General features: G+C 72.9%; 25 protein-coding genes. 13 read left to right on the top strand and 12 right to left on the bottom strand.

Annotation, left to right across the window (positions count from 1 at the left end; genetic code table 11):
- On the bottom strand, positions 1–1,023 hold the full coding sequence (locus ABT295_RS12525; protein ID WP_352394751.1) for a Bug family tripartite tricarboxylate transporter substrate binding protein: 1,023 nt from the start codon (positions 1,021–1,023) through the stop codon (positions 1–3).
- Positions 1,024–1,124: 101 nt separating this feature from the next.
- Between ABT295_RS12525 and ABT295_RS12520 the strand changes: the two genes are divergently transcribed.
- A complete protein-coding gene (locus tag ABT295_RS12520; protein WP_352394750.1) occupies positions 1,125–2,849 on the top strand; it encodes a sensor histidine kinase in 1,725 nt (574 codons plus the stop codon).
- A complete protein-coding gene (locus tag ABT295_RS12515) occupies positions 2,846–3,517 on the top strand; it encodes a response regulator (protein ID WP_352394749.1) in 672 nt (223 codons plus the stop codon). The genes ABT295_RS12520 and ABT295_RS12515 overlap by 4 nt, the downstream gene beginning before the upstream one ends.
- A gap of 101 nt (positions 3,518–3,618) precedes the next feature.
- Here the strand turns inward: ABT295_RS12515 and ABT295_RS12510 are convergent, their stop codons facing one another.
- From ABT295_RS12510 to ABT295_RS12490, 5 genes are all read right to left on the bottom strand, one after another.
- A complete protein-coding gene (locus tag ABT295_RS12510; RefSeq protein WP_352394748.1) occupies positions 3,619–4,143 on the bottom strand; it encodes an SRPBCC domain-containing protein in 525 nt (174 codons plus the stop codon).
- A complete protein-coding gene (locus tag ABT295_RS12505; protein ID WP_352394747.1) occupies positions 4,140–4,457 on the bottom strand; it encodes an ArsR/SmtB family transcription factor in 318 nt (105 codons plus the stop codon). The genes ABT295_RS12510 and ABT295_RS12505 overlap by 4 nt, the downstream gene beginning before the upstream one ends.
- Before the next feature lie 125 nt (positions 4,458–4,582).
- Entirely contained in the window at positions 4,583–8,284 is a 3,702-nt protein-coding gene (locus tag ABT295_RS12500; RefSeq protein ID WP_352394746.1) for a S8 family serine peptidase, read from the bottom strand.
- Positions 8,285–8,451: 167 nt separating this feature from the next.
- Entirely contained in the window at positions 8,452–8,967 is a 516-nt protein-coding gene (locus ABT295_RS12495; protein WP_352394745.1) for an FMN-binding protein, read from the bottom strand.
- Positions 8,964–10,418, bottom strand: coding sequence for a ferredoxin reductase family protein (locus ABT295_RS12490; protein ID WP_352394744.1), 1,455 nt, complete (start codon positions 10,416–10,418; stop codon positions 8,964–8,966). The genes ABT295_RS12495 and ABT295_RS12490 overlap by 4 nt, the downstream gene beginning before the upstream one ends.
- Positions 10,419–10,479: 61 nt before the next feature.
- Between ABT295_RS12490 and ABT295_RS12485 the strand changes: the two genes are divergently transcribed.
- Both ABT295_RS12485 and ABT295_RS12480 read left to right on the top strand, forming a co-directional pair.
- Positions 10,480–11,166 carry a response regulator transcription factor gene (locus ABT295_RS12485; protein ID WP_352394743.1) on the top strand — a complete coding sequence of 229 codons (687 nt, stop codon included), beginning with the start codon at positions 10,480–10,482 and terminating at the stop codon, positions 11,164–11,166.
- A gap of 122 nt (positions 11,167–11,288) precedes the next feature.
- Positions 11,289–12,431 carry a sensor histidine kinase gene (locus ABT295_RS12480; protein WP_352394742.1) on the top strand — a complete coding sequence of 381 codons (1,143 nt, stop codon included), beginning with the start codon at positions 11,289–11,291 and terminating at the stop codon, positions 12,429–12,431.
- 31 nt (positions 12,432–12,462) lie between these two features.
- Here ABT295_RS12480 and ABT295_RS12475 read toward each other — a convergent pair whose 3' ends face one another.
- From ABT295_RS12475 to nhaA, 4 genes are all read right to left on the bottom strand, one after another.
- Positions 12,463–13,290 (bottom strand): serine hydrolase, encoded by an 828-nt coding sequence (locus ABT295_RS12475; protein ID WP_352394741.1) that lies wholly within the window; start codon positions 13,288–13,290, stop codon positions 12,463–12,465.
- 1 nt (position 13,291) lies between these two features.
- Positions 13,292–14,203 carry an alpha/beta fold hydrolase gene (locus tag ABT295_RS12470; RefSeq protein ID WP_352394740.1) on the bottom strand — a complete coding sequence of 304 codons (912 nt, stop codon included), beginning with the start codon at positions 14,201–14,203 and terminating at the stop codon, positions 13,292–13,294.
- A gap of 20 nt (positions 14,204–14,223) precedes the next feature.
- The gene (locus tag ABT295_RS12465; protein WP_352394739.1) at positions 14,224–14,742 is read right to left on the bottom strand and encodes a phage holin family protein; all 519 of its coding nucleotides are present in this window, start codon (positions 14,740–14,742) and stop codon (positions 14,224–14,226) included.
- 142 nt (positions 14,743–14,884) lie between these two features.
- Positions 14,885–16,255 (bottom strand): Na+/H+ antiporter NhaA, encoded by a 1,371-nt coding sequence (nhaA, locus tag ABT295_RS12460; protein WP_352394738.1) that lies wholly within the window; start codon positions 16,253–16,255, stop codon positions 14,885–14,887.
- A 262-nt stretch (positions 16,256–16,517) separates the two neighbouring features.
- Here nhaA and ABT295_RS12455 point away from each other — a divergent pair, with 262 nt between their 5' ends.
- On the top strand, positions 16,518–16,826 hold the full coding sequence (locus ABT295_RS12455; protein WP_352394737.1) for a hypothetical protein: 309 nt from the start codon (positions 16,518–16,520) through the stop codon (positions 16,824–16,826).
- Between the two features lie 12 nt (positions 16,827–16,838).
- Here the strand turns inward: ABT295_RS12455 and ABT295_RS12450 are convergent, their stop codons facing one another.
- Together ABT295_RS12450 and ABT295_RS12445 are read right to left on the bottom strand one after the other, a co-directional pair.
- Positions 16,839–18,449: a pilus assembly protein TadG-related protein gene (locus tag ABT295_RS12450; RefSeq protein WP_352394736.1), complete on the bottom strand. Its 1,611-nt coding sequence runs from the start codon at positions 18,447–18,449 to the stop codon at positions 16,839–16,841.
- Positions 18,446–19,015: a TadE/TadG family type IV pilus assembly protein gene (locus ABT295_RS12445; protein WP_352394735.1), complete on the bottom strand. Its 570-nt coding sequence runs from the start codon at positions 19,013–19,015 to the stop codon at positions 18,446–18,448. Before ABT295_RS12445 ends, ABT295_RS12450 begins: the two co-directional genes overlap by 4 nt.
- A gap of 356 nt (positions 19,016–19,371) precedes the next feature.
- Between ABT295_RS12445 and ABT295_RS12440 the strand changes: the two genes are divergently transcribed.
- The 8 genes from ABT295_RS12440 to ABT295_RS12405 all read left to right on the top strand — a co-directional run.
- Positions 19,372–19,551, top strand: a complete 180-nt coding sequence (locus ABT295_RS12440; protein WP_352394734.1) for a Flp family type IVb pilin — start codon at positions 19,372–19,374, stop codon at positions 19,549–19,551.
- Between the two features lie 221 nt (positions 19,552–19,772).
- On the top strand, positions 19,773–20,555 hold the full coding sequence (gene cpaB / locus ABT295_RS12435; RefSeq protein WP_352394733.1) for a Flp pilus assembly protein CpaB: 783 nt from the start codon (positions 19,773–19,775) through the stop codon (positions 20,553–20,555).
- Positions 20,552–21,724, top strand: coding sequence for a CpaE/TadZ family protein (locus ABT295_RS12430; protein ID WP_352394732.1), 1,173 nt, complete (start codon positions 20,552–20,554; stop codon positions 21,722–21,724). The genes cpaB and ABT295_RS12430 overlap by 4 nt, the downstream gene beginning before the upstream one ends.
- A complete protein-coding gene (locus tag ABT295_RS12425; protein ID WP_352394731.1) occupies positions 21,721–23,100 on the top strand; it encodes a TadA family conjugal transfer-associated ATPase in 1,380 nt (459 codons plus the stop codon). The genes ABT295_RS12430 and ABT295_RS12425 overlap by 4 nt, the downstream gene beginning before the upstream one ends.
- Positions 23,101–23,132: 32 nt before the next feature.
- Positions 23,133–24,158 carry a type II secretion system F family protein gene (locus ABT295_RS12420; protein ID WP_352394730.1) on the top strand — a complete coding sequence of 342 codons (1,026 nt, stop codon included), beginning with the start codon at positions 23,133–23,135 and terminating at the stop codon, positions 24,156–24,158.
- Between the two features lies 1 nt (position 24,159).
- Complete coding sequence (locus ABT295_RS12415; RefSeq protein WP_352394729.1) at positions 24,160–25,068, top strand: type II secretion system F family protein; 909 nt, start codon at positions 24,160–24,162, stop codon at positions 25,066–25,068.
- Between the two features lie 176 nt (positions 25,069–25,244).
- On the top strand, positions 25,245–25,898 hold the full coding sequence (locus ABT295_RS12410; RefSeq protein ID WP_352394728.1) for a hypothetical protein: 654 nt from the start codon (positions 25,245–25,247) through the stop codon (positions 25,896–25,898).
- A gap of 247 nt (positions 25,899–26,145) precedes the next feature.
- A partial coding sequence (locus ABT295_RS12405) for a TasA family protein (protein ID WP_352394727.1) occupies positions 26,146–26,465 on the top strand: 320 nt, incomplete at its 3' end.

Here is a 26,465-nt window from a genome sequence, read left to right as displayed (position 1 = left end):
TCAGCTCGTCAGCCCGAGGCCCTTGAGGATGTCGGCGACGTCCTGGTCCTGCGCCTTGAGGAAGGTGCCGAACTCGTCACCCGTCTCGAACGCGTCGGTCCAGCCGCGCTTGGACAGCTCGCTCTTCCACGCCTCGGAGGCGTGCATCTTGGTCAGCGCGTCGACCCAGACCTGACGGTCCGCGGCGGAGATCTCCGGCGGGGCGACGACACCGCGCCAGTTCGTGAAGGTGAAGTCGATGCCGGACTCCTTGACGGTCGGCACGTCGGGCAGGGCGTCGATGCGCTTGTCGCTCGTGACGGCGAGCACGCGGACCGAGCCGGACTTGACCTGCTCGAGGAACTCGCCGAAACCGCTGGCACCGAAGGCGATCTTGTTGCCGAGGACGGCCGGGAGCAGCTCGCCGCCGCCGTCGTAGGAGATGTAGGAGACCTTCGTCGGGTCGATGCCGGCAGCCTCGGCCAGCTGCATGGGCAGGAGGTGGTCGGGACCGCCCGGGCTCGAGCCGCCGCCGACGTTGATCTTCGACGGGTCCTTCTTCCACGCGGCGACGAGGCTCTGGAGGTCCTTGTAGGGCGAGTCCTTGGAGACGACGATGGCGCCCGCCTCCTCGATGAGCTTGGCGATCGGCGTCGTGTCGGCCAGCGTCGCCTGGGACTTCTGCGTGTACGCCGCGCCGACGACACCGAGCCCCATCTGCATGGCGAGCTTGCCGTTGCCCTTCTCGTTGACGACGCGCTGCAGTCCGACGGTGCCGCCGGCACCGGGCAGGTTGAAGACCTGGATCGAGCTGGCGATCTTCTCGTTCTCCATCACCTGCGCCACGGTGCGGGCCGTCGTGTCGTAGCCACCGCCGGGGCTGTTGGGGACCATGATCTGCAGTCCCGAGGCGGGACCGGCTGCGGCGCCGGTCGAGGAGGAGTCCTTCTTGGCGGTCGCGCCGCAGGCCGAGAGGGCCAGCGCCGTGACGCCGACGGTGATGCCGAGCAGGACGGACCTGCGGGCGGGGGTGCGAGTGCTCATCGTTGAGGTCTCTTTCGCGTTCTGGGGCTGGAACGGCATGATCGTGCCCGCGTCGCCTGACCGGTGTCGCCCTTGTGTCACCAATGAAGGTTGAGTTCGTTGTGGTCAAGCAGAGCACGGGTCGGTCGTTCGGCCGGCTGAGCCTCACGGGGCAGCTGTTCGCCGTCCAGATGCTCATCCTGCTGGGCGTGCTCGTCGCCGTCGGCCTCGTGTCGCTCGCGCAGTCGGACGCCACCTTCACCCGCACCGAGGGCCGGCGCCTCTCCGCCATCGCGGAGCAGCTGGCCAGCACGCCGATCGTGCGCACCGAGATGGCACCGGGTGGCGTCGTCAACGTGCTGCCGGGTCTGACCCAGACGATCGTCACGCAGTACAACGTCACGTCGATGAGCGTCGCCGACGCCGACGAGGTCGTCCGCGTGTCGTCCGACCCCACCCTGGAGCGCGCGCCGATGCCCGTCGGGTCACCGGCCGTCTCCGAGGGCGCGAGCTGGACGGGCGTCATGGACCTCGGCGGCGAGCGGATGCTCGTGGCGCAGAGCCCGCTCCTGTCCGTGCCCGACCCGGCGGTCAAGGAGCCGCAGCCACCCGTGGGGACCCAGCTGGGGACGGTCATGGTCGCCGTGCACATGCCGTCCGCGCTCGACCGCCTGCAGGGCGGCTCCGCCTACCTGCCCACGTACCTCGGGATCGCCCTGGGGGTCGGCGGTCTCGGGTCGTGGCTGCTGTCGCGGCGGATCAGGCGGCAGACCCTCGGCCTGGAGCCGGCCGAGATCACCGGTCTCGCCGAGAGTCGCGAGGCGATGCTCTTCGGACTCGCCGAGGGGGTGGTGGCGCTCGACACCGGTGAACGGATCACGTTGGTGAACAACGTCGCCCAGCGTCTGCTCGACCTGCCGGAGCATGCCGTCGGCATGCGCCTCGAGGACCTCCCGATGGGCCAGCGGCTGCGGGACGTGCTCCGTGGCGTCACCGACGACGGCGGTTCCGGCGACCCGGGTGGGTCCTACGGCCCCGGCGAGGCCGACGGCTCCGGCTCCGTGCCCCGCGACCAGGTCGTGCTCCGCCGCGGTCGGGTCCTCGTGATGAACCGGATGGAGGTCGCCAAGGACGGTCGGCCCCTCGGCTCGGTCACGACCCTGCGCGACCGCACCGAGCTCGCGGACCTCGAGCGCCAGCTCGGCTCGTTCCGCAGCACGACCGAGCTGCTGCGCGCGCAGGCGCACGAGTTCGCGAACCAGCTGCACACGATCTCGGGCCTCATCCAGCTCGGCGAGTACGACGAGGTGGTGCACTACGTCGACTCGGTGAGCGAGCACCGCGCCCAGCTCGACCTCGCCGTGTCACGCCGCATCCGCGACACGGCCGTGACGGCGCTCGTCATGGCGAAGTCGGCCCAGGCCATCGAGCGACGGGTCGAGCTGCGCGTGTCGGACGACACCTCGCTCGCCGGGATCGGCACGCGTGACTCCGCCGACGTGGCCGCAGTCGTCGGCAACCTCGTCGACAACGCGATCGACGCCGCCGCGTCCTCGGAGGGCGGCGAGAAGTGGGTCGAGCTGACGATCCGCCAGGATGCGGCCACGCTCGAGGTGAGCGTCGTCGACTCGGGCCCCGGTGTGGCCCCCGAGCTCGTCACCGAGGTCTTCACGCACGGGTTCACGACGAAGGCCGCGCAGGCGGGGGAGCGCGGCATCGGGCTGGCGCTGACGCGTCTCATCTGCCAACGTCGGGGCGGGGAGGTCGAGGTCGAGAACACCCCGACGGGAGCCAAGTTCGTCGCCCGCCTCACCGTCGAGGCGGCCGCACCTGAGGAGAGACGATGACGCGGGTGCTCGTCGTCGACGACGACTTCATGGTGGCGCGCATCCACCGCGGGTTCGTCGAGCGCGTCAGCGGCTTCGAGGTCGTGGGCTCGGCGCGCACGGGCGCGGAGGCGGTCGAGCTCGTCGCGGCCCTGAAGCCCGACCTCGTGCTGCTCGACCTCTACCTCCCGGACGCCTTCGGGCTCGACGTCGTGACCCGGCTCCGCGCCGCCGGCGAGACGTGCGACGTGCTCGTCATCACGGCCGCGAAGGAGGCCGACGCGGTGCGCGCGGCGGTGCGCCAGGGCGTCGTGGGCTACCTGCTCAAGCCGTTCGCCTTCGGGGACCTCGAGCAGCGCCTGCAGACGTATGCCGCGGAACGCGCGCGCGACCTCGGTGACGACCTCACCCAGCAGGAGATCGACGCCGCCTTCGCCACCGCGTCGGTCACGCGCCCGGCGGGCGTGGCGCTGCCGAAGGGGCTGAGCGGCGAGACCGCGGACGCCGTCTGTGCGGCCCTGCGCGACTCGTCACAGACCATGTCCGCCACCGAATGCGCTGAGGCCGTGGGGATCTCACGCGTCAGCGCGCGCCGCTACCTGGAGCACTTCGTGACGACGGGGCTGGCGGACGTCACCCTGCGCTACGGCACCACCGGCCGGCCGGAGCGGCGCTACCGCTGGCGCTGACGCGCCGGCGGCGGCGTTCGAGGCTCGACCGGTGGCCGACCGATGGTCGACAGAGGGCTGACAGAGGGCTGGAAGAGGGTGCGACCGTGACAGCGGCCGGGTCAGCCCCGGTCCGCCGACCGGTAGGCCGGGGTGAGCTCGGCCCAGCGGGCCTGCCAGGCGGGCGCGGCCGCCTCGCTCGACCAGCCGTCGGGGTGGACCGTCTCGCCGAGGGCGAGGCTGCGGCCGAGGTCCTCGAGGTGCACCTGCCAGCCGGCGCCGTAGAAGGGTGCCTGGTCCGCAGGCAGGCCGCGCTCCTCGACGACGAGGCGCGTGCGGCTGCCCTCGGCGCTCAGCCAGGCCTCGATCTCGGTCTCCTCGTCGGTGTCGGGCGCGGCGGTGAGCAGCAGGTGGTGCGGGGCCTCGCAGGACTCGACGCGCAGGGCGCCCGACCACGTGCTCGTGAAGACGGCCTCGACCGTGCCGCCCGGTCGCAGCTCTCCGGAGACGCGGGCGATCCAGCGGGACAGTCGGTCCGGCGTCGTGCACGCCGTCCACAGGTCGTCGAAGTCGGTGTCGTAGACGTCCTCGACGCGGACTGCTGCGTGGGTGGCGTCGAGGGGGCGGGTGCTTCCGGTGGCGGTCATCTCTGGGCCTTCTTTCCTCGGGAGATCTCGGTGTGCAGGGCGTCGAGCCGGTGCTGCCACAGGGCGCGGTAGCCCTCCAGCCAGGTGTCCACCTCGGCGAGCGGCTCGGGTCGGAGGGTGTAGATCCGGCGCTGCGCGTCCTGGCGGACGTCGACGAGCCCGGCCTCGCGCAGCACCCGCAGGTGCCGGCTGACGCCGGGGCGTGCGATGGGCAGCGCATCGGCCAGCTCGCCGGCCGTGGCGGGGTGGTCGCGCAGGATCTCGAGCACCGTGCGTCGGCTCGGGTCGCTGAGGGCCTGCAGTACCGCGTCCATGTCTCTCACCGTACCCAAGTGGTTATGTAACCGCAAGGGTAATTACTGGTCCGGTTGCGGGGACGCGGCAGGGCCCCGTCCTCGTGGACGGGGCCCTGCGGCCGGTGTGGTGGGAGGGGCGCCCGTCAGCGGACGGTGACGCGACGCAGCGCGCTGCTCGAGCCGACGGCCGAGCGCGACCCGCGGTACACCCACAGGTAGTCGACCGTGGCCGTGGGCGTGTGCACGAAGGACACGACGCCCTTCGAGCTCGACGTGCGCGTCGTCACGAGGTGCCATGTCGGCTGTCCGACCCTGCGCCAGTAGAGCTGCACGGCCGCGCCGGCCAGGGGGCCGCTCGGGTCGCGCCGGCTCAGCGTGCTGCTCAGGGTCACCGACGACCCGCGCCGGATCGAGGTGCTCGAGGACGTCATGGTCGCCGACGTGCCGACGAGCCGAGCGGAGGCTGAGGGGCTCCAGTGGCCCGTCCGGTCACGGGCCCAGATCGTGAAGCTGTACGTCGTGCCCTGCTCGAGGGGCGTCGTGACGGCGGCGGACGTGCCGGAGTGGACGGCCGTGCCCGCGGTGACGCTCACGGGCGGCACCGTTCCCTTCGCCATCCGCACGACGTAGCGCTCGAGGTCGTTCGCAGCCGGTGACCGCCACGTGAGCCGGGCGGCGCGCAGCGCGCCCGTCGCCGTGAAGCCCCCCACGGCCGGGGGCGCGAGGTCGACGGTGCGGAAGGTCGACGTGTAGCCCGGCAGCGTCGTCCCGGTGGAGGAGGACCTGATGCCCGAGATGCTGAGGCGGAAGGCCGCGTTGTCGACGAACGCCGACCGGGGTCGCACGGTCGCCGTGCGTCGGAGGGAGTCGTAGGTCACCGTGGCCGGGACAGTCGCCCCGCTGCGGTTGTCGAGCACACGGACCGTCGAGGCCGTCACCGTCGAGGCGAGGACCTCGTCGGCGAAGGTGACCGTCGGGGTCGTCGTGACGGGGAGGCCGCTGCCGAAGTCGGCCGGCCAGGTGCTGCGGACCGGGTGCTGGGCTCCGGAGGGCTTCGGGCCACCGGCGTTCGTCAGCAGGTCGAGGCCGTCCCACGAGGCCGCCACGACGTCGGCGCGGCCGTCGCCGGTGACGTCGCCGACCACGAGGCCCGACAGGTCGTACTGCGAGGGCGAGTCGGCGAAGCTGCTGCTGGGCGGCAGGAGCACGCCGGTCGCCCCCTGCTCGACGACGCTCACGGTCGACCAGCCACCGTGGCCCAGCACGAGGTCGGTGCGGCCGTCGCCGGTGACGTCGGCCGCCTCGAGCGGCTGGGGGATGTCGGGCACGCCGGTGCTGCCCGGTGAGGCGGGCAGGGCGCCGTCCGCCGTCTGCCGCCACACGAGCAGGCGGGCCGTGGGCCCGTTGCCACCGGTGACGGCCGCGAGGTCGAGCCGTCCGTTCCCGTCGAGGTCGGCGACGGCGATGCCGCGCGCGCCCCAGTCGCCCGGGACCGGGACGGCTCGCGACACCCAGCCGTCAGCCGTGTGACGCAGGACGAGCAGCGTGCCGCCACGACTCACGGCGACGTCGGGGCGGCCGTCACCGTCGAGGTCGCCGACCTGCAGCTGGTCCGCGCCGCCCGTCGCGTCGATGACGGTGCGCAGCCGGGAGCCGTCCGGCTGCGCGAGCAGGACCGCGACCTCGCCGGCGGTGGAGGTCACGAGGTCGGCGCGGGCGTCACCGTCGAGGTCCGCGACCTCGACCGTGGTCGCGCCGGCGGTGTCGGCCACGAGCTGCGCCCCGGCGAGCGCGTGCGTGGGGGTCTGGCCGAAGACCTGGACGCCGAGGTCGGTCGCCACCACCACGTCGCGCAGGCCGTCGCCGTCGACGTCGGCGACCTCGAGGTCGCGCACCAGGGAGGCGCCCGCCGTGGCGAGGGCCACCGGCGCGCCGAGGCCACCGGTCGGCTTCTGGCGCAGCACGTGCAGCTGCGCGGGCCCGCCCGGGACGGTGCCGGTGAGCCCGGCGACCACGTCACCGCGGCCGTCGCCGTCCACGTCGCCGAGGGCGAGGGGCCCGTAGGCAGTGCCCGGAGCGAGCCGGCCGGCGGGGTCGAGCACGCCGGCCGCGCCCGGCTCGATGTCGAGGCGGTAGCTGCGGTCGGTCCCGACCCGCGAGCCGTTGACGTTGCGCACCGTCACGTAGTGGCGGCCGGCGGCGAGGCGCACCGTCGTGGTCTCGGGCTCGCCCTCCGCCTTCTGGTCGACCTCGGCGACGAGTCGCAGGCGCTCGTCGTAGACCGCGAGCACGGGGTCGACGTTCTGCGGCGCGTTCCCGTCGAACGGCGGTGGCGTCACCGTCACGGTCGTCTCCCGCTGGCCGGGGGAGTCGAAGCGCCACCAGTCGACGTCGCCCTCGATGCCGATCGTGCCGTGGCTGCTGCCCTGCGACGCGCGCGCGATCGCCCGCGACGGCACGTCGCTCGGCTCGGACGGGCCGGCGGCAGGCAGGCCGAAGTCGGGCGCGAGCGTGCCCCCGAGCGCGCGCGTCGCGTCGACGACGCCTGCGCCGTAGAAGGGGTCGGTGCCCCGGGGACCGGCGTCGCGCGCCGTCGACCGCAGGCGTGCCGCGACCTGTGCCGGCGTCATGGACGGGCTCTTGCTGCGCATCAGCACCGCGATGCCCGAGACGATCGGCGCGGAGAACGACGTGCCGGCGTTGAAGAAGTAGTCGGTGCCGAGCCCCGTCGAGAGGATGTCCCAGCCGGGCGCGGCGACGTCGACCCACGAGCCGTGGGTGCTGAAGTCGGTGACCCGGGCGGCCCCGTCGGTCGCCGCCACCGCGATGGCCTCGGGATAGGCGGCCGGGTACTCCGGCCGGTCGCCGCCGGAGTTGCCGGCCGCGGCGATGACGACCGCCCCCTTGCGCACGGCGTACGTGACGGCGGCGTGCAGGGCCGGGCTGTCGTCCGGGCCGCTCAGCGAGAGGTTGATGATGCGCGCGCCGTGGTCGGCCGCCCACGTCAGGCCCTGGATGACGTCCGAGTCGGTGCCCTGGCCCGTCCTGGACAGCACCTTGACCGGCATGACCTTGGCGTTCCAGGCGACGCCCGCGATGCCGGTCCCGTCGTTCGTGCGGGCCGCGATGATGCCCGCGACCATGGAGCCGTGGCCCTTGTCGTCGCTCGCCGCCCCCGCGGGGATGCCGACGTTCGTGATGGCGTTGAAGCCGGCGACCGTGCGGCCGGCGAGGTCGGGGTGCTTGCCGTTGACGCCCGTGTCGAGCACGGCGACGACCTGCGAGAGCGAGCCCTTGGACAGGTCCCAGGCGGTCGGCACGCGGACCGTCTTGAGGTACTCCTGCTCGCGCGTCCCCGCGTAGAAGTAGTCGTTCGGGGTGGCGCTCGCCTCGCGGACGTAGTCGAGGGTCACCTCGGCCACGGCAGGGTCGGCGCGCAGGCGGCTCGCGAGCTCGTCGGCGCGCCCGGTCGTCGTGACCCGCACGAAGCCGGTGCCGGCGACGGCGTCCGCCTCGCGCGCGCCCCGGCTCTGCAGGGCGCGGTCGCGACGCGTGGTCGACGCCGACGTCGCGAACCGCACGAGCACCGCGTGCGGGTCGTGCGCCGCCACGGCCGAGCCGGCGCCGGTGCCCGCGGGCGCGGCTGCGGCAGCCCCCGCATACGGACTGCCCGGGGTGGCAGGCACTCGGCTCGGGCGGGGCAGGTGGGCCGCGCCGCTGGGCGACGCCGAGACGGTGGGCGTGGGCGTGGGCGCGGCCGCGGCGGGCGAGAGGGTGGTCAAGGTCGTGACCGGCGCGACGAGCGCGAGCGTCACGACGGCGGCGAACGGCCGGCGTCGGTTCATGGGGGCCCCTGTGTGAAGTGGTGGTGCGAGCGCAGCATGGCAGAGCAGGTGAACCCGTATGCCCGGAATGCACCGTTTCGCAGCGCCCCGGTTAGGGGCGGCCCGCCGACCATAGGGGAAGATCGGCGGGCCGCGCGGCGGGCACCCTGTGGGTGCGGCTCGGGGACTCAGCCCAGGTGGGCCGCGTCGATGGCGGACTGCAGGCTCTGCTGGTAGCCCTCGCTCGTGTAGGTGGCCCCGCTGACGACGTCGATCTGCGCCGAGTGCGCGGCGAGCGCCTCGCGGCGCAGCACCGGCGCCGCACCAGCACTGATCGACACCGAGGTGCGCGAGCTGTCGGTCAGCCTGAGCGCGTGGACGTCGGTGATCCGCTTCCCGGTGAAGCTCACCCGCACCTGCACGGGGCCGTACTGCGTGCCGACGACGGCGCCGTCGACGGTGCCCGACCGCGGCACGGCCGAGGGCGACGTCGCGGGGGCGCCGGTGGACGGCGACCGCGAGTGCGATCCGGAGTGCGCCGACGGGCGGGGTGGCGCGGCGGCGACCGGCGTGCCGGCCCTGGCGGACGACAGGACGTGCAGGCCGCTGACCGCGGCGTGCTTCGGGGTCAGACCGCTCGCCCAGCACGCGCCGAGCGTCAGCAGCCCGGCCACCCCGACGACGGTCGTCGTCGACTTCCTCACCAGGAGAACCTCTCGTCGTGGATGTGCGTCGTGGGGATGCCGCCCTCGAGCAGGCTGCGGTGGACGAGGCCCATCCAGCCGCCGGGACCGCAGACGTAGGCCTCGTGGCGGCGCAGCTCGGGCACGAGGTCGGCGAGGCGCTCGGCGTCGGGGCGGCGGTCGGTCACGTCGGGCGGGAGCCACGAGCCGTCGGCGGGCGGCCCGACGAGCAGGTGCAGGCGGTGGCCGCCGACGGCCGTCAGGTGCTCGAGCTCGTCGCGGAGGGCGAGCTGCGCGGAGTCGTTGGCGCGGTAGACGACGGTGACGTCGCCCGGTGCCGCGTGCCCGTGGCGCACGAGCTCCTCGAGGATGGAGCGCACGGGCGTCACGCCGATGCCGGCGGCGAGCAGGAGCACGCGCCGCCGCACGCGGGACCGCGCGGTGAAGCCGCCGTACGGTCCCTCGAAGAGCACGCGGGTGCCGGGCCGCAGGTGCGCGAGCCGGCTCGAGTGGTCGCCGAGCTCACGCACCGTGATGCGCAGGTGGCGTCCGTCGGGGGCGCTGGAGATGGACCACGGGTGTGCGGTCGCGAGCAGCCGCGGGCTGACGAACCGCCAGTTGAGGTACTGCCCGGCACGCACGGGCAGCCGGTCGAGGCGGCGGCCCTCCATCCGCACCGACCACACGCCGGGTGCCTCCTCCACGACCTCGGTGACGCGCAGGCCGTGCCGCAGGCTGCGGGCGACGGGCACGAGCACGCGCCACCACAGCACGGCGGCGGCGACGAGGACGAAGAGGGTCCACCAGTACGCGCGCACCCAGGCCGTCGCGGTGAAGTCGGAGCCGATGGACAGCTCGTGGGGCACGGCGAGGACGACGGCGGCATACGAGGTGAGGTGCACGAGGTGCCACCACTCGTAGGAGAGGCGCCGGCGGGCGATGCTCACCGACGTGACGGCGACGACGACGAGCAGGCTCGTCGCGACGAACGCGAAGAGCAGGTCGCTGCCGCCGGTCAGCAGGCGGAACGTCTCGACGGCCGGGGCGAAGGGGCCGTGGAGCCCGTCGCGCGCCGCGTAGCCGAGCACGATCGCACCGACGTGCACGAGCACGAGGGGGACCGTGACGCGGCCGAGCACGCGGTGCGCCTTGAGTGCCCGGTCCATGCCGTAGACGCGGTCGATCCACGGCACGCGGGCGGCGAGGACGAGCTGGAGCAGGAGCAGGTCCACGGCGACGAGACCCGTGAGGCGGCCGACCGCCACGAGGATCGTGCCGGCGCCTCCCGCCGTGAGGTCGTGGCTGCCGCCGCTCAGCAGGAACTGCGCATCGATCACGAGCAGGCTTGCGACGGCGAGCGTCTCGAGGACGTCGCCCGTGCGCGCCTGCCAGCGACGGAAGGCCGCGCCGCGGCGCAGGGCCTGGCGCACCCGGCTCGGGGTGGCTCGGTGTCGTGCGATGGTGGTGCTCACGGTCTCGATGGTCGTGACCGGATCTCAGAAAGTTATGAGTCGTGGACGAGAGGGTCGGGGCATGACCGAGACGCAGCCGCAGGTGCCGCCCCTGCGCCCCCGCCTCCTGCTCGTCGAGGACGACGCCGACCTCTTGCAGATGCTCGCCGAGCTGCTCGACGAGGAGGGGTATGCCGTCACGGCCGTGCGTGACGGGCAGGCCGGGTTGCACCGTGGTCTCGTCGACGACTGGGACGTCCTCGTCGTCGACCGTGGCCTGCCCGGCATCGAGGGTGTCGACCTCGTGACCCGCCTGCGCTCGCGCGGGCTGAGCGCACCGGTGCTCCTCCTCACCGCCCGCGGCACGGTGGCCGACCGCGTGGAGGGCCTCGACGCCGGGGCCCAGGACTACGTTGTCAAGCCCTTCGACGTCGACGAGGTGCTCGCGCGCCTGCGCGCGCTGCTCCGGCCGGTCGGCGTCGCCGCGAGCGAGCTCGCCGTCGGCGCCCGCCGCCTCGTCGTGGGCCAGCAGCGCGTCGTCGGCGGCGACGGCGAGGTCATGCTCTCGGGCCGCGAGGCCGCCCTCCTCGAGACGCTGGCCCGCCGGCCGAGCCGGGTCTTCACCCGCGACGAGCTGCTCGCCGCGGCCTTCGACAACGCGGACACCCTCGGCGCGGTCGACACCTACGTCTACTACCTGCGGCGCAAGCTCGGGAAGGCGGTCATCGAGACCGTGCACGGCGTCGGCTACCGGCTGGGCGCCTCGTGAGGCGTCCATCGTGGCGGTCCGCCACCGTCGCAGACGGCCGATCCCCTTCCGCCGCAACGGATCCGCTGCGCCGAGCCTCCCGGTCGGTCGCCCTGCGCGTCGGGGCGACGACGGCGCTCGTCGTGCTGCTCGCGATCGTCGGGGCGGCGCTGCTCTTCGACCGCCAGCAGCTGGCCGAGATCCGGGGGCGCGTCGAGACCACGGCCCACACGGCCGACGACGTGGTCGACGCCCCGCCGGGGACCTGGCTCGCGCGCCTGACCCCCGCGGCGCAGGAGACGACGCGCTCGATGCCGGCGGCCCTGGCCGAGGCCGTGCTGGCGACGGGTGAGGACGTCACCGGCCAGACGAGCTACACCGCCGACGGCCGCAGCTGGCCGGCGTGGGTCGACCGCCGCGAGGGCGTCGCCTACGTCGCGGTCTACGACATCCGCCTGCACTCGGGCGAGGAGCGCCGCCTGCTCGCCTCGACGGCAGCGGCGGGTGGCGTCGGGGTGCTGCTCGCGGCCCTCACCGGCCTGCTCGCGGGGCGCCGCGCGGTGCGGCCCCTCGGCGAGGCCATGGAGCTCCAGCGCCAGTTCGTCGCGGACGCGTCGCACGAGCTGCGCACGCCGCTGGCGGTCCTCAGCACCCGGGCGCAGCTGCTGCGCCGTCACCTCGTCGCCGACGCCGCCCGCGACCCGGCGGCTGCCCGGCGGCTGACCGAGGTCGACCAGCTCGTCCACGACACGCAGGCGATGGCCGACGTCGTGTCAGACCTGCTGCTCTCGGCCCAGCTGGAGCACACCGAGCAGCCGGCCGGGCGCGTCGAGATCGTCGAGCTCGCCGCCGAGGTGGTGCGCTCGCTGACGCCGTATGCCGCCGACCGCGGGGTCACGCTCGTCGACCGCACCGGCGCGCGTGAGCCGCTCGTCGTCGACGGGGTCCGCACGAGCCTCCGGCGGTCGGTGCTCGCGCTCGTCGACAACGCCATCGCGCACTCCCGGCCGGGATCCGAGGTCGAGGTGCGCGTCGTGGCGGCGGGCGACGAGGTGCACGTCGACGTGGTCGACCACGGCACGGGCGTCGACGTGGCGGACGTCGAGCGGCTCTCGCGCCGATTCGCCCGTGGCGGCGACGAGTCGGCCGGCCGGCGCGTCGGCCTCGGCCTCGCCCTCGTGACGCAGATCGTGCGCTCGCACGGGGGGCGGCTCGCCGTGTCGGAGACCGCCGGCGGGGGCGCCACCTTCTCGCTCGTCCTGCCGTGCGGCGCGCGGCCGGCCTGACGTGGCGCGGCACGGTCGGTCGGGTTGCGCGTCAGAGGGCGGCGAGCACGCGCTCGCCGACGTGCCGCATGCCCCGGAGCACCGCCCAGACGGTGAGGTGGTCGAGCGAGGTGCCGGGCGCGGGCTCCCAGTTGGCCACGGCCGCCCAGGTGACCGTCCGGCCGCCGGCGGTCACGGCACCGACGTCCGCCCGCACACCGGCATCCGTGCCGGTCTTGTTCCAGAGGCGGACCGGCAGGTCGAGCGAGTCGTGGTGCGCGATCGGGTCGAGCCCACCCTGCTCGACCAGGGCCGCGCCGACCATCGACTGGTCGACGTTCGCCGAGAGCCACTGGCGCACCCTGCCGTCGGCCTCGGGCCCGGCGGCGGTGCTGCTGGCGAGGCGGCTCATCAGCAGGCTCAGCTCGTCGGCCGAGCCCGTCGACAGCGTCGCCGGGTGGTCGGCGCCACGGACGTCCCTGACCCGGTCGTGCAGCGCGGTGGAGCGCAGGCCGAGCGCGGTGGCGCGGGCGGCGACCTCGGCGAGGCCGATGCGGGCGAGGAGGACGTTGGTCGCGAGGTTGTCGGAGACGGCCCCGACGAGGGCGGCGACGTCGACGAGGGGCAGGGTCTCGACGGAGAGGGTGTGCCAGAGGCCGGAGTCGCCCACCCACTGCTCGAGATCACGGGTCAGCGGCTCGTCGGGGGAGACCTCGCCCGCGGCGAGCGCCCGGGCCGTCTCCACGAGGAGCAGCACCTTGCCGACCGAGGCGGTGCGCAGCGGCAGGTCGTCGCCGACCGCGCCCAGCGCCGTGCCGTCGGCGTCACGCACGCACACCGACCACGTGACGCCGCCGGCCGCCGGGAGCTCGAACTCCATCTCAGCCAAGGGAAGCCAGCCACCTGGTCAGGGCGCCGCTGACACGGTCCGGGGCCTCCTCGGTGAGGAAGTGGCCGGCACCGTCGATCTTGACGTGGCGGAAGTCGCCGGGCACGAAGGCCCCCGAGCCGTGCGTGGCCGCGGCGAGGACGCACCCGTCGTCGGTGCCCTGCAGCTGCAGCACCGGCACGCGGATCGCCCGGCGGATGCGCCGCATGAACATCGGGCCGTCCGGGCGCACCGACGACCGGCCGAGCCACCGGTAGTGCTCGGCCGCCGAGTGCGCCACGAAGGGGATGCGCATGGCGTCGCCGTAGCGGGTCACGTCCTCGGCGGAGGGGTAGCTGCCGAAGGGTGAGGACCAGCTGCGCAGCAGCCCCTCGACGTACTCGTTCGACCGGGCCATCTCGCGCTCGGGCACGAACGGCTTCTGCAACCCCGCGATCCACGAGGAGGCCCGTCGCTGCGTGGGGTTCGTCCACGTGGCGTGGCGCATGATGCGCGGGTGCGGCATCGACAGCGAGGCGACGCCCCGGGTCACCTCGGGCCGGAAGACGGGCATGCACCAGGCCACCCAGCCGCCGAGCCCCTGGCCCACGACGACCGCGTCCTGCTCGCCGAGCGCGCGGATGACGCTCGCGGCGTCGAGGGTCGCGGTGTACGTGTCGTAGCCGCGGGGTGGCTTGTCGGAGCCGCCGTAGCCGCGCAGGTCCATGGCGGCCGCGCGGTAACCCGCTGCAGCGAGCGCCTCCATCTGGTGGCGCCACGTGTACCAGAACTGCGGGAACCCGTGCAGGAGCAGCACGAGGGGCCCCTCACCGGCCTCGGCGACGTGGAACCTCGCCCCGTTGGCGGAGACGAAACGGTGCTCCCACGGACCGTCGATGTTGACGAAGGACGCGTCGACGGACATGGGTGCGACAGGGCTCGCGGTCAGGCGTCGCGGGAGGGATCGACGGCGGCAGCCGTGGGCACGGCAGGCGTGGGCGTCGAGGCGGCCGGCAGGTCCTTGCGGTCCCAGGCGGGGCGGGGCGCGGGAACGGTCGTGCCCGGGTGGGCCGTGGCCGACTTGATCGCGGCGACGGTCTGCTGCGCCTCGGCGATCGTCTTCTCCGGCGTGGGGTTGACGGTCTTCATCTTGCGCACGCCGAGCAGGGCGAGCACCCCGGCCACGAGGAGCATGACGACGGTGACGATGAGGAAGCTGAGCCAGCGCGGCAGGCCGAGGGCCTGGATGCCCTCGGCGAGCGTCGTGAAGAGGAAGTAGACGGAGTAGAAGGCGACGACGGCCGCGGCCGCGAGCAGCCCGCCGCCGAGTCCGGCCTTCTTGACCTGACCGGAGAGCTCGGCCTTGGCGAGCGCGATCTCACTGCGCACCAGCGTGGAGAGGTCCTCCGTCGCGGACGCGACCAGCTGGCCCAGCGTGCGCTCCTGCCGGGGATCCGTGCTCATCGGCTCACTTCCTCGGTTCGTGTCGGTGGTCGTGCCGGGTCTGGTCGGTCGGTCCGAGCCCCCGGGTCGTGCGTGCAGGGGAGCGCGGTTCGACGCCAACCCTACTGCGGCCTCCGTACCCGAACGCGTCGGGCAGGCGACATCAGGCGCGCTCGGAGCTCTCGTCGTAGACGTCCGGCACGCCGTCGCGGTCGAGGTCGGCCGTCTCGCGCGCCTCGACGAGCCGGTAGTGGCGGTTGCGCAGGCGGAGCACGACGGTCGCGAGGAGGGCGGCGATGAGGCTGCCGGCGAGCACGGCCAGCTTGACGTGGTCGTCGCGCTCCGAGCCCGTGCCGAAGGCGAGCTCGCCGACCAGGAGGCTCACGGTGAAGCCGACGCCGGCGAGGAGCGCGAGCCCGAAGACGTCGGTCCAGCTGAGGTCCTCGTCGAGCTCGGCCCGCGTGAACCGGGCCACGGCCCACGTGCCGCCGAAGACGCCGACGGCCTTGCCGACGACGAGGCCGACGACGACGCCGACCGCCGCCGGGTCGCGCAGCACGCCGCCCACGTCGGCGCCGACGGTGACGCCGGCGGCGAAGAAGGCGAAGACAGGCACGGCGAAGCCGGCCGAGAAGGGGCGCAGCCGGTGCTCGAGCCGCTCGGCGAGCGAGTGGCGGTCGGGGTCGTCCTCGACCTCCCGGTTGACCGGGACGAGGAGGCCGAGGAGCACCCCGGCGACGGTCGCGTGGACGCCGCTCGCGTGCACGAAGCCCCAGGCGAGCAGGGCGGGAACGGCGAGCACGACCGGGTTCGTGATCCGCCGGCGCAGCAGCATCCGCCAGGCCGCGAGGGGCACGGCGGCCGCGAGCAGCCAGAGCAGCGCGACGGACTCGGTGTAGAAGACCGCGATGATGGTGATGGCGATGAGGTCGTCGACGACGGCCAGCGTGAGCAGGAACGAGCGGAGCGCGCTCGGCAGGTGCGTGCCGATGACGGCGAGCACGGCCAGGGCGAAGGCGATGTCGGTGGCCGTCGGCACGGCCCAACCGCGCAGGACGTCGCCGAGGTCGCCACCCTCGGCCCGGTTGACGACCAGTGCCGTCACGACGAAGAGCACCGCGGGCAGCACGACACCGCACACCGCTGCGGCGATGGGCAGCGCGGCCTTGCGTCGGTCGGAGAGGTCACCCGCGACGAACTCGCGCTTCAGCTCGATGCCGGCGACGAGGAAGAAGACGGCGAGGAGCCCGTCGGCGGCCCACGTGCCGAGCGAGAGGTCGAGGTGCAGGGCCTGGGGGCCGACCGTGGTGTCGCGCAGGGTGGCGTAGGCCCCGCTCCACGGGGAGTTCGCCCAGACGAGCGCGACGACGGCGGCGACGAGCAGCACGGCGCCGCCGACGGTCTCGGTGCGCAGCAGCTGCGCGACGTAGCGCGCCTCGCGCCACGTCCCCCGGCCGAGGAGGCGTGCCACGGTCGGGGTGCTGCCGGTGGTGTCGGGAGCGGCGTTCTCGGGGCGGTGCGGGTCAGGCGTCATGGCGTCCTTCGGGGTGCGCGGCAGGGATCGCCGACCAGACTTCCCGGCACACCATGCGGCATCGGGACGCCGCGACGCCTCGATCCTACTGGTCGGGCGACGGCCCGGTCGAAGGCGCCCAAACGGCTCTCGACGCATCAATCCGTGCGGAAACCCCCAAAGAAGACCTTTCAGGCAACGGTCGGGAGCGCCGTGGTTGCTCTCGTACATTGGGCCGTGGGGCGGGATTCATCCCGTGGGAGCACTCGTGGGGGGTTGCATCATGGACGCACGCGTCGAGCCTGGTTGGTACTACGCCGGAGAGGGCCTGCTGCGGTTCCGCGACGAGCACGGCTGGACGTCGGACGTCCTGCTCGCCGAGGACATCCGCGGGCTCGAGTGGCCGCCGCCGCCGCCCGAGCGGCCGGCCGGGACGGTGGCCGGGACGGCGGCCGACGACGAGCCGGCGACGGGGGCCGTGCCCCGCAGCGGTGTCGAGGCGTCACCGGCCGAGGGCGGCCGCGGGATCCGGCGCCGGCTGCGGCGCCAGGCGGCAGGCCGCCACTCCGGCAGCCACCGCGCCTCCGCCTGAGCGGCGCACCGCCTACTCGACGAGGCGCACCGGGTTGGCCTCGAGGCTGGCCGACCACGTCGTCGTATCGGACGGCTGGTTGCCGGCGCCGTAGTCGTAGGACAGCTTCCACCAGCAGGCGTTGGGGTCGGAGTCGGTGCAGCTGTACGTCGACGGGATCGGCACCGAGACGGTCTGCCACTTGCCGTTGAACGCGCTCGACGCGGTGAAGCTGCAGGTCGCGAGGGAGGTCTGCGGGCCCGTGCCCGTGCAGCCCGTCGGTGTCGTGCCGGACGGGTTGAGGATCTTCACCGTGCCGGTGCCGCTCGAGTCGCCGATGTCGAAGAGGCGGATGCTGAGGCGCTGTCCGGCCGCCGCGGTCGGCACGCGGGCGAGGTAGAACTTCGTCTGGGCCGACGGCAGGTTGGCGTAGACGGCCATCTTGGAGAAGCCGGAGATGGCGATCGAGTCCTTGGCGGAGGAGTCGGTCGTCGAGTAGGCGCGCAGGCCGAAGCGGTTGTGGCCGGCGGCGGCGTCGGCGCCGGTGCCGTTCGTCTTGACCTGGATCATGTACTGGCCCGCCGGGGCGTTGGCGATGGTGCAGAGCGGCGCCCACCTGCGGAAGACGTTGTAGGTGTCGATCGGCATCGTCGCGACGTCCGTGAGGTTGTGGCCCGCGTACGTCTGGTCGCAGCCCGAGACGACGGGATAGGTCGAGGGGTCCCAGAAGACGGTCGACGGACCGGCCTGGCGGACGGTGAACTTCGTCGCCACCTCGCCCGTGCCGCCGAAGCGGACGTCACCCGTGCAGTAGGGGGTCGTCGCGCCGGCCGCGTAGCGCGGGTCGACGGCCCCCGTACGGTTCTTGCCCTTGAGGGCGGCGTTGTTGCAGAGGTCGCCGACGGCGACGAAGGCGGGGTCGAAGGCCTCGACGCGGAAGTTCGTCACCGCCCGCTGGAGCGTCACGACGTAGTAGTAGCCGTTCTCGTCGTAGTCGGTGTTGGTGCTGCCGGAGCAGCCGTCCACCCCGCTGCCACAGACCTTGTTCTGGTACGCGTCGCCCGAGGCCTTGGAGGCGCCGATGCTGCCGACGTTGGCCCAGAACTTGCCGGCGTCGCTGCAGTTGCCGCTGCGGTTGGTGGTCTCGGGGTCGTCGCCGAACTCGTTGCAGGGGCTGCCCATCGACAGCGGCGCGAGGTAGTCGGCCATCGCCGAGCGCGTGATCGTCGTCTTCGGGATGCCGAAGAGCGGTCCGAAGAAGTTGTCGACCGTGCGCGTCACCGTGACCCGCAGGCGCGAGGGCTGGTTGCCGATGCGCGGCGTCACCGTCGTGGAGCTGACGCCGTTCGGGAAGCCGTTCTTCGTGGCGAGCACCTGGGCGGTCGAGAAGGCCGCCGTCTGATTGCCGGGAAGGCTGGGAACGCCGCCGAGGGCCGCGGCGTCTGCCGCCTTCTGGGCCTGGCTCGCGACGAGGTACCAGTGCCCCACGTCGACGGTGAGGGCGCACATGCAGAGCATCACCGAGCTCATGAGCGACACCATGATGGCGACGTAGCCGCGCTCGTCGCGGCGCCGGGCGAGGCGCGAGAGGCGCGCCAGCCGGCCGGCACGACGCGGCCGCGAGGGACGGGGAGCCCGACTCACTTGCACCCGCCGCCGTTCGTCACGGGCAGGGGCTCCAGGGACATGACGACGTGCTCGCGCAGCGTCATGGTGCGGAAGAAGAAGTTGCTGACGGCCTGGTGCTCGACCTCGAGGTAGACGCCGACGGAGTCGTGGAGCGGGTCGGCGGGGCAGGCGTTCTGGCTGCCGGAGCTCCACGAGTTCGACAGCTGCACAAAGGCTTTCGTCGTGCCGTCCCACCGGTAGGTGACGCAGCTCGTGCACGAGGAGAAGGAGGCGCCACCACCGATGGGGTAGCCCGCGGAGTCGGCCTTGTAGACCCACATCTTCTTGACGTCGGCCATGTTGAGCGCCGTGCTGCTCTTCGCGACGGCGCCGGCCGCGTCCTTGGCGAAGTTCAGCTGGCGCGGCTCGGCGGACGCGATGCGGGCGCCGGCCCGGACCGACGAGCTCATCGTCAGCTTGTCCTTGAACACGAGTCCGAACTCGACGATGCCGAGCACCAGGACGAGCAGGAGCGGCGTGATGATCGCAGCCTCGACGGCGACCGCCCCGCGATCGCGGCTCCCGGTCGTCCGACGACGCATGACCCCTCGCATGTCCCCCACCCCTCTGATCGGTTTCGTCGCCGACAGTAGGGGAGCCATACAGTGCATACGCCAGAAATCGGGCAAACTAGCAGGTTCCTTGCGTATGTCACCGGAGGCCCAAGGGTGTGGCGCCGCGGTCCCCGTGTCGTCGCCGGCCACGAGCACGCCGGACGACCTGCTCCGACCCTTTCCTGCTTCCTCCGGCGTGTCGGGAATCGTCAAGGACGGGGCACTTGCAAGGATTCCGCTAGTTTCGCCCAATTTCGTCGTTTTCGGGGACAGTCGCGGTTCCGGGTTCCTAATGTTCCGGCTGTCGGGTCCACACCGGGTGGGCCCCGTCGGGAGGAACCCCAATGACCAAGCTCGCTGCCAAGGTCCAGATGCTCGCCAACGTCAACAAGGACAAGGGCGCCACCGCTGTGGAGTACGGCCTCATGGTCGCGCTCATCGCCGTCGTCATCATCGGCGCGGTCGCCGCGCTCGGCGGCAAGATCAGCGACATGTTCAACACCGTCGCCACGAACATCCCGTGATCGGTGGGTGTGGCGGCGGCTGAGCCCGTCTCGACCGCCGCCACACATCGTCGACGACCAGGGGGGCTGGGCGTCGACGACCTCTCGTGTGGTCCTGGGTGCGGTCGCCGACTCGTCGCGACCGCCGGGCAGGCGCACCCGCTCGTGCCTCCTGCGCTCCACGTCGTCCCGTCGCACCCGCGACCGGGACGCAACGATCGACTCGACCTAGGACGTCACCGATGAACCGTCGTATGCTCGCCGCGCTCGTGGCCCTGGTGCTGGCCGCCGCGGGTGGCGGACTCGTCATCACCTACGCCAAGAACGCCGACCGTCGCGCCGTCGCCGGCACGACCCCCGTCAGCGTCTGGGTCGCCCAGAAGCTCGTGCCCGCCGGCACGACCCTCAAGGACGCCGAGACGACCGGCCTCATCACCCGCACCCAGGTGCCGGCCCAGGCCGCTCCCGTCGGCTCGCTCGGCGACATCGCCTCGGGCAACGAGGGCCTCCTCGCCCTCTCCGACGTGCAGCCGGGCGAGTACGTGCTCGCCGCCCGCTTCGGCTCGACGCCCACGGGAGAGAAGGCCATCGAGGTGCCGGCCGGCCGACTGGCCGTCTCCGTGCAGCTCGAGGACCCCGCCCACGTGGGTACCTTCGTCAGGCCGGGCTCGCACATCGCGGTCTTCGTCACCTACAAGGTCAAGGCGCTCGGCGACGACGCCCGCTCGAAGAAGATCAACGACAACGACATCAAGGCCACTCGTGCCCTCCTGCCCGACGCGCTCGTCATCGGCGTGGGCGCCACGGCCCTGGCCGCGCCCAAGCCCGCCGACGGCGAGGCCGCGCCCGCCTCGGAGACGCCGAGCTTCCTCGTCACCGTCGCGGTGACCCCGGAGGAGGCCGTCCGGCTCGTCCACGGCATCAACAACTACACGCTGTACGCCGGTCTGCGCGGCAACGACGTCAAGCTCGACGCCACGACCGAGGCCAGCGACCTCAACATCTTCACCGGGAGCGCGTCATGACGATCCTCTGGGACCAGGACCCGGCCGCCGTCGAGAAGTACCGCTACGCCCTGGGCGCCGACCTCGAGCTCATCCAGACCGGTCCCCGCGTCTCACGGGCGCTGGAGGAGAACCGCGCGCACGCCCTCGTCGTCATCGGTCCGGACATCGACCTCGAATCCGCCTGTGAGCTGGCCGATCTCGAGCGCATCTCGCGCCCCGAGGTCGGGGTGGTGCTCCTGCGCCACCGGCTCGAGGTGACGGCCCTCGCCCAGGCGCTGCGCAGCGGCATCCGCGAGGTCGTGCAGGCCGACGACAGCCCCGCGCTGGCCGACGCCGTGCGCCGCAGCCTCGCCCTGACCGCCCAGCTGCACGGCCACCAGGCCGGCTCGGGCACCCGGGACGCCAAGGTCGTCACGGTCTTCTCGGCCAAGGGTGGCGTCGGCAAGACGACCCTGTCGACCAACGTCGCCGCCTACCTGGCCAGCACCGGGGCGCGCACCCTCATCGTCGACCTCGACCTGATGTTCGGTGACGTCGCGATCAGCCTCCAGATGATGCCGACCAGCTCGATCCGCGAGCTCGTCGCGATGAGCGGGCACCTCGACGCGCAGGGCCTGGCCTCAGCCGTCACGGTCCACGACGCCACCGGGCTGCACGCGCTGACGGCGCCGGACGATCCGGGCGAGGCCGAGCGCGTGCCGGCCGCCCTCGTCGCCGAGATCGTGCGCGTGGCGAAGCCGGAGTACGACTACGTCGTCATCGACACGCCCCCGTCGTTCACGGAGCACGTGCTGACCGCCTTCGACGCGAGCGACCTGACGCTGCTCATCGCCACCCTCGACATCCCGGCCATCAAGAACCTCCGCGTCGCGATCAACACGCTCGACACGCTTGGCACCGCACCGGACGCGCGCAGCATCGTGCTCAACCGCTCCGACGCCAAGGTCGGCCTCAGCTCCGACGACGTCGAGCACGCCCTGGGCGCCCCCATCGCGGTGAGCATCCCGAACAACATCGCCGTGCCCGCGGCGACGAACCGGGGCGTCGCCATCGTCCTGTCCGACCCGCGCTCACCCGTCGCCGTCGCGATGCGCGAGCTCGTCGACACCGAGATCCGCCAGCTCTCCGGTGAGCAGCTGCGCAACGGTGCCAAGCGCAACTTCGGCCTGCTGAGGGGACGGCGATGAGCAACCTCGCCGAGCGTCTCGACCGCGCCCGCCACGTCACCGTGCCGCCGCCGGCGGGCACCGTCGACGCCCGCGGCGTCGAGGTGCGCATCCGTCCCACCGACCCCTACGCCGAGGTGCGCGAGCGTGTGCACCAGGCCCTCGTCGACTCCCTCGGCCCGCGCCTCTACGACCCGCACCTGACGGCGGCCGAGCTTGCCACGCAGGTGCGCTCGACGCTGCAGGCCGTCATCGACTCGGAGCAGACGCCGCTGTCGCAGTCGGACCGCACGCGCATCGCCCAGGACGTGTCGGACGACATCCTCGGCCACGGGCCCCTCGAGCCCTACCTGCGCGACCCCGAGGTCAGCGAGATCATGGTCAACGGGCCGGGCAGCATCTACATCGAGCGCGGCGGCAAGCTCTTCCCGGTCGACGCCTCGTTCACGAGCGACGCCCACCTGCGCCGCACGATCGACAAGATCGTGGCGCGCATCGGGCGCCGCGTCGACGAGTCGAGCCCCATGGTCGACGCGCGACTGCCCGACGGGTCGCGTGTCAACGCGGTCGTGCCGCCGATCGCCCTCGACGGCTCGCTCCTGACGATCCGCAAGTTCTCGGCCGACCCGTTCACGGACGCCGACCTCATCGCGTTCGGCACGCTGAGCGTCACGGCGCGCGACTTCCTCTCCGCCTGCGTGCGGGGCCGGCGCAACGTCGTCATCTCGGGCGGCACCGGGTCGGGCAAGACGACGACGCTCAACGTGCTCAGCTCGTTCATCCCGGCCGACGAGCGCATCGTCACCATCGAGGACGCGGCCGAGCTGCAGCTGCGCCAGGAGCACGTGCTGCGACTCGAGGCCCGCCCGGCGAACATCGAGGGCACCGGCGCGGTGCCGATCCGCGAGCTCGTCAAGAACTGCCTCCGCATGCGCCCCGACCGCATCATCGTCGGCGAGATCCGTGACGGCGCAGCGCTCGACATGCTCCAGGCGATGAACACCGGCCACGACGGCTCGATCACGACCCTGCACGCGAACAGCTCGCGCGACAGCCTGGCCCGCCTCGAGACGATGGTCCTCATGGCCGGCGTCGAGCTGCCGGTGCGTGCGATCCGCGAGCAGGTGTCGGGCGCCGTCGACCTCATCGTCCAGCAGTCCCGCCTCAAGGACGGCTCGCGCCGCGTCGTGGCGATCACCGAGGTGCTCGGCATGGAGTCGGACGTCATCACGCTCCAGGACATCTTCGTCTTCGACTACTCGGCCGGGCGCGACGAGCGGGGCCGCTTCCTCGGCCAGCTCGTGCCGACCGGCATCCGGCCGAAGTTCGCCGAGGACCTCGCCGACCACGGGGTCGACCTGCCGCCCGCCCTCTTCGCCCGGCAGGGCGGCTTCTGATGTATGCCGGGTCGCCGGGCGCGGGTGTCGACGTGAGCGCCGCCGACGCGGCCGCCGCGTCGACGAACCAGCCGGTGCTCATCTGGGTCGCGGCCGGACTCATCGCGCTCTCGGTGCTCGCCTTCTCGGTGGTGCTGTCGCCGAGCCTGCAGACGCGCCGCGAGCGCCGCCTCGCCTCGATCGACGACTACGTCGCCGGCACGGTGCCGACGTCGCGCCGTGAGTCCCGCTCGCAGGTGACGCCCCTGACCGAGCAGCTCATCGGCTTCGGCGAGCGGCAGATGCAGGGCAAGGAGTCGACGAAGAGCACGATGGCGCTCATCACCCGCGCCGACCTGCCCTTCCGCGCCGGCGAGTGGTACGTCCTGCGCGCCCTCGCGGGCCTCGTCGGCCTCGTCCTCGTCGCCTTCCTGCTGCGCGAGAGCGACCCGGTCGTCGTGCTCGTCGGCGCCACCGTCGGCGCGGTCGTCGGCGTGCTGCTGCCGGCGCTCGTGCTGAAGGTCCTCGCCGGGCGGCGGGCCAACGCCTTCGAGCGCGTGCTGCCCGACGTGCTCATGCTCGTCTCGACGAGCCTGCGGAGCGGCTTCGGCCTCGCCCAGGCGCTCGACGCCGTCGGGCGCGACGCGGCCGAGCCGGCGGCGAAGGAGTTCTCGCGCGCGCTGGCGGAGGCCCGCATCGGCACCGACATCTCGGATGCGCTGGACCACATGGCCACCCGCATGAACAGCACCTCGATGCGGTGGGCCGTCATGGCCATCCGCATCCAGCGGGAGGTCGGCGGCAACCTCGCCGACACGCTGCACACGACGGCGTCGACGCTCAAGGAGCGCGAGTCGATCCGGCGGCAGGTGCGCGCGCTCTCCGCGGAGGGCCGGCTGTCGGCATACATCCTCGTGGCGATGCCGATCGGCATCTTCCTCTTCATGATGTACGCGAACTACGAGTACATCAGCCAGCTCTGGCTCAACCCGATCGGCATCCTCATGCTCATCGCGGGCGCGGTGATGATGGTCGTCGGCATCTTCTGGATGCGCCAAGTCGTCAAGATCGAGGTGTGACGTGCTCGTCTACATCGGTGCGGGCCTCGTCGCCCTCGGCCTCGCCGTCGGCGTCGCCGCGCTCGCCTCGGGCTCGTCGGGCCCCACCGGCGTCGCGAAGTCGCTCTCGCTCATCGAGGGCGTGGTCGGGGACCGCAGCGCGGTCAAGGCCGAGCTCGGCAGCCGCGACCGGCTCCTGCTGCCGCTGATGGCCCGGATGCAGGGGCTCGCGGCGGCGCTCTCGCCGGCGGGCACGGGTGAACGACTGGCCCGGATGCTCGACCGGGCGGGCAACCCCTTGCCGTGGACGCCGGAGAGCATCCTCGGCACCAAGGGGAGCGCGCTCATCGTCGGTGTCATGCTCGGCCTGCTCTACGGCGGGCTGTCGATGACCGGTGTCCTCCTCGCGCTCGTGGCGGGCGCACTGCTCTTCTTCCTGCCCGACCTGCTGCTGCACAACCTCGCGCTCAAGCGCCAGGAGGAGACGAGCAAGGGGCTGGCCGAGGCGCTCGACATGCTGAGCGTCTGCGTGCAGGCCGGTCAGGGCTTCGACGCCGCCCTCATGCAGGTGGCCCGCAACGTCGACGGCCCGATCTCGGGGGAGTTCGCCCGCGTGCTCTCCGAGATCCAGATCGGCAAGTCGCGCGGCGAGGCGTTCGCCGGCATGGGCGAGCGCGTGGCGCTGCCCGAGGTCAAGAACTTCACGAGCGCCCTGACGCAGGCCGACCGCCTCGGCCTGCCGATCGGCACGGTGCTGCGCGAGCAGACCGCGACGATGCGGCTCGTGCGCCGGCAGAAGGCCGACGAGAAGGCCCAGAAGGTCACCGTCAAGATCATGATCCCGCTGCTGCTCTGCCTCTTCCCGGCCCTCTTCATCGTCATCATCGGTCCGGGTGCGCTCAGCATGATGAAGGCGTTCTCCGGGATGTGAGCTCGGGCCCCTTGCGGGCTTCTTGTGGGATTCCTTCGCTCTCGACCGTTTTGTCTTGCAGTGCCATCGGGACACTCGGGTGGGCGGAGGCCGGCCACCGGCCCCCGCACCGATGGTGCCCGCGCAGCCGCGCGGCGCCCCGTACGGGCCACGAGCCACACCGCCGAGGAGCACGCATGCGCACGTCCACCGTCTCGAGACGGCACGCCACGACGAGGACCTCGGGCAAGGTGCTCGCCTCGGTCGCCCTGGTCGCGGCGGCCGCCGGTGTCGCCGGGCTCGGCACGTACGGCTCGTTCACGTCGACGACCTCCGCGAGCGCGGCGGTGAGCGCCGGGAAGGTGAAGATCGACCTCAGTGCCCCGGGGTTCGGTGTCATCGGCGCCGACAACCGCCTGTCGGTGACCGTCGACGGACTCGTGCCCGGCGACACCTACGAGGGTCCGGTCACGGTGACCAACTCCGGCACCGAGGACCTCGGGTCGCTCACCCTGACGACTGTCGCGACGACCTCGAGCCGTCTCGACACCGATCCCACGGACGGCCTGCAGCTGAGCCTGGACTCCTGCTCGCAGGCCTGGGCGCCGGTCGCCGTGGGCAAGGGCTACGCCTGGAACTGCGCCGGCACGACCCAGACGGTGCTCGCGTCCCGACCCGTCATCGGGGCGAACCTCGCGCTCGCGAACCTCACCGCCCTCACGCACGGCAGGAGCGACAACCTCCGGGCCCGCTTCACCTTCCCCGCGTCGGCGGACAACCGTTTCCAGGGCCTGAAGAGCGTCATCGCCTTCGACCTGACCGGCACGCAGCGCGGCGCCACGAGCCGCTGACGCCCGGGCGCGACGAGCGCCCACCCGCCGCAACCCCGGCCACGACGGACGCCCGTCGTGCCGGGGTTTCGTCGTGCTGACGGCTTGCATCGATCTTGTGGGATTGCTTGGTGTTTGCCCGGTTTGGTCTTGCACTCGTCCCGGCAGAGTTCTCGTCATCGGCCCACGCCGACCACGACGTCTCGCAGGACCGCACGCCACGTCCGGCCGCGTTCGGCAGGACCCACACCGACAGCAGGAGCACCCCATGCGCACCACGACCTCCGTGACCTCCACCCGCGCCGGCCGCAGGCCCGCCCGGAAGAACACCTCCGGCAAGGTGCTGGCCTCGGTCGCGCTCGTCGCCGCCGCCGCCGGCGTCGCCGGCCTGGGCACCTACGGCTCGTTCACCTCCACCACCTCCGCCAGCGCCACCACCACCGCCGGCACCGTCAAGGTCGAGCTCGGCGCCGCCGGCGCCAGCAACCGCCTCTCCGTCGCCGCCACCGGCCTCGTGCCCGGCGACACCATCCAGCGCGCCGTCACCCTCTCCAACACCGGCAACCAGGACCTCGGCTCGCTCACCCT

The organism is Terrabacter sp. NPDC000476 (genome assembly GCF_040300125.1).
Classification (GTDB): domain Bacteria; phylum Actinomycetota; class Actinomycetes; order Actinomycetales; family Dermatophilaceae; genus Terrabacter.
The sequence above is the reverse complement of the archived record's forward strand: the minus strand, read 5'-3'. Positions and strand labels throughout refer to the sequence as shown.

Coding starts and splice junctions, on each gene's coding strand:
- ABT295_RS12525 (WP_352394751.1), bottom strand. CDS start 1,023: ATGAGCACTCGCACCCCCGCCCGCAGGTCCGTCCTGCTCGGCATCACC.
- ABT295_RS12515 (WP_352394749.1), top strand. CDS start 2,846: ATGACGCGGGTGCTCGTCGTCGACGACGACTTCATGGTGGCGCGCATC.
- ABT295_RS12510 (WP_352394748.1), bottom strand. CDS start 4,143: ATGACCGCCACCGGAAGCACCCGCCCCCTCGACGCCACCCACGCAGCA.
- ABT295_RS12505 (WP_352394747.1), bottom strand. CDS start 4,457: ATGGACGCGGTACTGCAGGCCCTCAGCGACCCGAGCCGACGCACGGTG.
- ABT295_RS12500 (WP_352394746.1), bottom strand. CDS start 8,284: ATGAACCGACGCCGGCCGTTCGCCGCCGTCGTGACGCTCGCGCTCGTC.
- ABT295_RS12485 (WP_352394743.1), top strand. CDS start 10,480: ATGACCGAGACGCAGCCGCAGGTGCCGCCCCTGCGCCCCCGCCTCCTG.
- ABT295_RS12475 (WP_352394741.1), bottom strand. CDS start 13,290: ATGGAGTTCGAGCTCCCGGCGGCCGGCGGCGTCACGTGGTCGGTGTGC.
- ABT295_RS12470 (WP_352394740.1), bottom strand. CDS start 14,203: ATGTCCGTCGACGCGTCCTTCGTCAACATCGACGGTCCGTGGGAGCAC.
- ABT295_RS12465 (WP_352394739.1), bottom strand. CDS start 14,742: ATGAGCACGGATCCCCGGCAGGAGCGCACGCTGGGCCAGCTGGTCGCG.
- nhaA (WP_352394738.1), bottom strand. CDS start 16,255: ATGACGCCTGACCCGCACCGCCCCGAGAACGCCGCTCCCGACACCACC.
- ABT295_RS12455 (WP_352394737.1), top strand. CDS start 16,518: ATGGACGCACGCGTCGAGCCTGGTTGGTACTACGCCGGAGAGGGCCTG.
- ABT295_RS12445 (WP_352394735.1), bottom strand. CDS start 19,015: ATGCGTCGTCGGACGACCGGGAGCCGCGATCGCGGGGCGGTCGCCGTC.
- ABT295_RS12440 (WP_352394734.1), top strand. CDS start 19,372: ATGACCAAGCTCGCTGCCAAGGTCCAGATGCTCGCCAACGTCAACAAG.
- cpaB (WP_352394733.1), top strand. CDS start 19,773: ATGAACCGTCGTATGCTCGCCGCGCTCGTGGCCCTGGTGCTGGCCGCC.
- ABT295_RS12430 (WP_352394732.1), top strand. CDS start 20,552: ATGACGATCCTCTGGGACCAGGACCCGGCCGCCGTCGAGAAGTACCGC.
- ABT295_RS12425 (WP_352394731.1), top strand. CDS start 21,721: ATGAGCAACCTCGCCGAGCGTCTCGACCGCGCCCGCCACGTCACCGTG.
- ABT295_RS12410 (WP_352394728.1), top strand. CDS start 25,245: ATGCGCACGTCCACCGTCTCGAGACGGCACGCCACGACGAGGACCTCG.